Here is a 4,150-nt window from a genome sequence, read left to right as displayed (position 1 = left end):
CGCCGGCATATACAGGTCACCGACGAGATCGAGTTGGAAGCGACGGACCGGCCGATCCGGTTCCGTCTGTCGAAGCTGCTTCGGCCTTCGCAGGTCGAGGTGAACGGCGAAAGTGTCGCGCTTTCCGGCGGGACGGACGGCTGGAGCGTTCCGGCCGGCAGGGGCAGACCCGGCAGCCCCGTCCGGCTGGTCATCCGGTATGAAGGAACCCTGGCGGAACTGGACGCCGGCGGCAGTCCGTTCGGCGGCGCCGATCCGGGGTCGGGCGAGGCCGGCAGCTTCCTGCCCGGCGGTACGGCGTGGCTGCCGGATTTCGGTGACGGAGTACCAGCGGACTACCGGATTGCCGTCTCGGTCCCCGAAGGCTACCGCCCCGTCGTGACGGGACGGCTGGCGGAAGAGGCGCCGGGACGCACGGTGTTCACGGTGGAAGGCGCTGCCGAGGAGCCGTCGCTTTTCGCCGGGCGATGGAACGTCCGTGAGCGCATGGCCGGGGATCTTAGGCTGCGGACCTATTTCGAACCGGATCTGGAGGGGCTGTCGGACGATTACCTGGAAGCTTCGGAAGGCTATATCGGGCGGTTCTCTGAGCGGATCGGGCAGTATCCCTTCGACGGCTTTTCGATCCTGTCGGCGCCCCTGCCGGTCGGGTTGGGCTTCGAAAGCCTGACCTATATCGGGCGGCAGGTCCTTCCGCTGCCCTTCATGCGCAGGCAGTCCCTGCCCCACGAAATCCTGCATAACTGGTGGGGCAACGGCGTCCTGGTCGATTATGGGACGGGCAACTGGTCGGAGGGGCTGACGACGTACATGGCCGACTACGGCCTGACGGAGGAGCGCAGCGCCGACGCCGCGCGCGAGATGCGGCTTGGATGGCTGCGCGACGTGGCCGCCTTGCCGCCGGAGCGGGACGGCACACTGGCCGGCTTCAAGGCTCGGGTCCATGGTGCTGCGCAGATCGTCGGTTACAACAAGTCGGCTTACCTGTTCCTGATGCTGAACGACCTGCTGGGGCAGGATGCCTTCGACCGCGGCATCCGGCTGTTCTGGGAACGCCACCGGTTCAAGCGGGCGGGATGGGCCGAGTTGAGAAGCGCATTCGAGCAAGCGTCGGGGACCGATCTGGAAGCGTTCTTCCAGCAATGGGTCCAAAGGCGCGGTGCGCCGTCCGTGCAGCTTGAAACCATCGCCGCGAAGCGGGCGGGCGATGGCTATGAGATGACGGTCCGGATCGGGCAGTCACAGCCGTTCTACCGGCTGGCCGTTCCGCTGACGGTCGAGACATCAGCCGGGACCACCATGCACCGCGTGGAGGTGACCGGGCCGCAGACCGTGGCAACGCTGAAGCTCGACAACGAGCCGCGGTGGATCACGCTCGATCCCGACTACCGGCTGTTCCGCCGGCTGGCTCCAGGCGAAGCCCCTCCGATCCTGCGCGACGTGACGCTCGATCCGACGACCCGCATGGTTTTCGCGGGGCCGGAGCAGGACGCCGCCCGCGCCTTGGCGGAGCGGCTGATGGATACGGGAACGCGGGGCGGGACGGTCTACCGGACGAGCCCGGTTGCAGTGGTCGGCACGACCGATGCCGTCGTTAAGGCGCTGGCCGACCAGGGCCTTCCGCCAATGCCGGCGTCCCTGGCGGGCAAGGGTACGGCGCGGGTCTGGACGGCACGGTCCGACGCCGGCTCCACGGTGCTGGCGATTGCGGCGGACGACAGAGCCGCCCTCGAAGCGCTGATGCGCCCCCTGCCCCATTACGGGCGCCAGAGCTTCCTGGTGTTCCAGGGTCGGGAAGCCGTCGAGCGGGGAGTCTGGCCCTCCGGCGACAGCCCGTCGAGGCGGGCCGTGAAGATCGATTGACCGGCGCCGCGCCTACGCTTTCTTCTCCCAGCCGCCTCGGTCGGTCTGCTGCCAGTATGTCAGATCGTGGCCGGCGGCCTTGTAGGTCTTCCAGCGGGCGCGGGCGGCTGTTACGGCGTCGTAGTCGTTGCCGTCGAACATCTCGCAGACGAGGGTGAAGGCGTCCAGCCTGGACGACATGGCGTTGTCGGTCAGGATCAGGACGGTCGCGGCGTTGGGGTTCTCGTCCTCCGTCGTCAGCCAGATCGGCTGGTGCTCGGCATCGCCGTCGCGGGCGCTGCCGTGCGGCAGGAAGCCGAACTCCTTGTAGGACCAGAGGTGCTGGGTCAGCGCTTCGACGCGTTCCTCCGATCCGGCCATGACGACGGCCCGCCAGCCGCGCTCCAGGGTCTTTTCCAGGATTTGCGGCAGGGCGTCTTCCAGCGTCTTGCGCTGGAGGTGGTAGAAGCGGACCTCTGTCATGACGGCGGTTTACGCGGGGGCATGGCCCCCGCGCAATCCTTATCGTTCGGGCTTATCGTTCAAGGACTTTCCGTCAGCCCTCGAACACGTCGGCGACGTAGCGGTCGAGCAGGCGGACGCCGAAGGCGGTGCTGCCCTTCGGCACGGTGCCGCTGTCCTTCTTGGCCCAGGTCACGCCCGCGATGTCCAGGTGAGCCCAGGGGACGTTGTTGACGAAGCGCTGGATGAACTGGGCGCCGATGATGCTGCCGGCGTCGCGGCTGCCGGCAATGTTCTTGACGTCGGCGGCGTCGGAGTTGATCGCCTTGTCATAGGCATCGTTCATCGGCATCCGCCACAGCTTCTCGCCGACCTTGAGGCCGGCCGCCGTCAATTGCTCCGACAACTCGTCATTGTTGGAGAAAAGGCCGGCGTGCTCCGAGCCCAGCGCCACGATGATGGCGCCGGTCAGGGTCGCCAAGTTGATCATGGCGCGCGGCTTGAAGGTGTCCTGGGTGAACCACAACGCATCGGCCAGGACGAGGCGGCCTTCGGCGTCGGTGTTCAGCACCTCGATCGTCTGGCCGGACATGCTGGTGACGATATCGCCGGGACGCTGCGCGTTGCCCGACGGCATGTTTTCGACCAGTCCGACCACGCCAACGGCGTTGACCTTGGCCTTGCGGCCGGCCAGCGCCTTCATCAGGCCCAGGACGACGCCGGCGCCGCCCATGTCCCACTTCATGTCTTCCATGCCGGCGGCGGGCTTGATCGAGATGCCGCCGGTATCGAAGGTGACGCCCTTGCCGACGAAGGCGATCGGCTGCTTGTCGGCGGCTCCGGGATCGCCGTCGTACTTCATGACGACCAGGTAGGGCTCCTGTACGCTGCCCTGCGCCACGCCGAGGATGGCGCCCATGCCGAGCTTGGCCATCTGCTCCTGGTCGAGCACCTGGACCTCGACGCCGAGTTCGGTCAGTTCGCGGCAGCGCTCGGCGAAGGTGCGGGGATAAAGGATGTTGGCGGGTTCCGACACGACGTCGCGGGTCAGGAAGATGCCGTTGGCGAGCGCCTCGCGCTTGGCGAAGATGTCCTGGGCGGCGGCGGCATCGCCGGACAGGACGGCGATCGTCTGGAGCGCCGGCTTGGCCTCCGGCTTTTCCTTGGTGCGGTACTTGTCGAAGCGGTAGGAGCGCAGGAGCGCCCCGAAGGCGATCTCGGCCGCAACCTGGGCGGGCGGCAGGCCGCTGCCGGGCAGATCGTCGATCACGACGGAGACTTCCGCCGCATTCTTGCCCAACGCCGCCACAATGGCGCCACCGGCATCCTGTACCGTGGTGTCCTTGATCTGGTCGGGCTTGCCGAGACCGATCAGGAGGATGTGGTTCAGGTCGACGCCGCCGGGGGCGACGATGGTCAGGGTTTCATCGGCCTTGCCGGAAAACTTGTTGGCGGCCATGGCTCGGGTCAGGATGCCGCCGGTCCTGGCATCCAGGTCGGTCCCGGTTTTCGTCAGCGTCCGATCGGCCAGAACCGGAAGGGCGATCGAGCCGGCCTGGGGCAGCGACAGATCGGAGAACGTGAATTTCATGTCTACCCTCTTGGTTTATCATAGTCGGCCAGATAGGGCCGATTGGCCCGGCGGCAATTTGGCCGTTCCGGCATCGGATGGTTGTTTCGGCGGCGCGTGTCCGATAAAGAACACCGACCATACGCTGTCAAGCTACGCCGACCACGGCTCATGCGCTACTGCCGTCCGCCGGGCGATTGGCGGGAACGGTAGTCGGATATGACGAGTCCATGAAACGGTTGACGCTTTACCTCTTCCGCCACCTGATGGTGGCGA

3 protein-coding genes are annotated in these 4,150 nt (G+C 66.7%); 1 reads left to right on the top strand and 2 read right to left on the bottom strand.

Annotated features, from left to right (window positions below; all coding sequences use genetic code 11):
• Positions 1 to 1,863: M1 family metallopeptidase (locus AC5JJ6_RS01785; RefSeq protein WP_496040398.1), on the top strand; the 1,863-nt coding region annotated here is incomplete at its 5' end.
• Positions 1,864 to 1,875: 12 nt separating this feature from the next.
• On the opposite strand, the gene AC5JJ6_RS01780 is transcribed toward AC5JJ6_RS01785, so the two are convergent.
• Positions 1,876 to 2,325, bottom strand: coding sequence for a DNA polymerase III subunit chi (locus AC5JJ6_RS01780; protein ID WP_496040397.1), 450 nt, complete (start codon positions 2,323 to 2,325; stop codon positions 1,876 to 1,878).
• Between the two features lie 73 nt (positions 2,326 to 2,398).
• Positions 2,399 to 3,895 carry a leucyl aminopeptidase gene (locus tag AC5JJ6_RS01775; RefSeq protein WP_496040396.1) on the bottom strand — a complete coding sequence of 499 codons (1,497 nt, stop codon included), beginning with the start codon at positions 3,893 to 3,895 and terminating at the stop codon, positions 2,399 to 2,401.
• Between the last annotated feature and the right edge of the window lie 255 nt (positions 3,896 to 4,150).

It is taken from the genome of Skermanella sp. (genome assembly GCF_059503625.1).
This window is presented reverse-complemented; position numbering and strand designations above follow the sequence as displayed.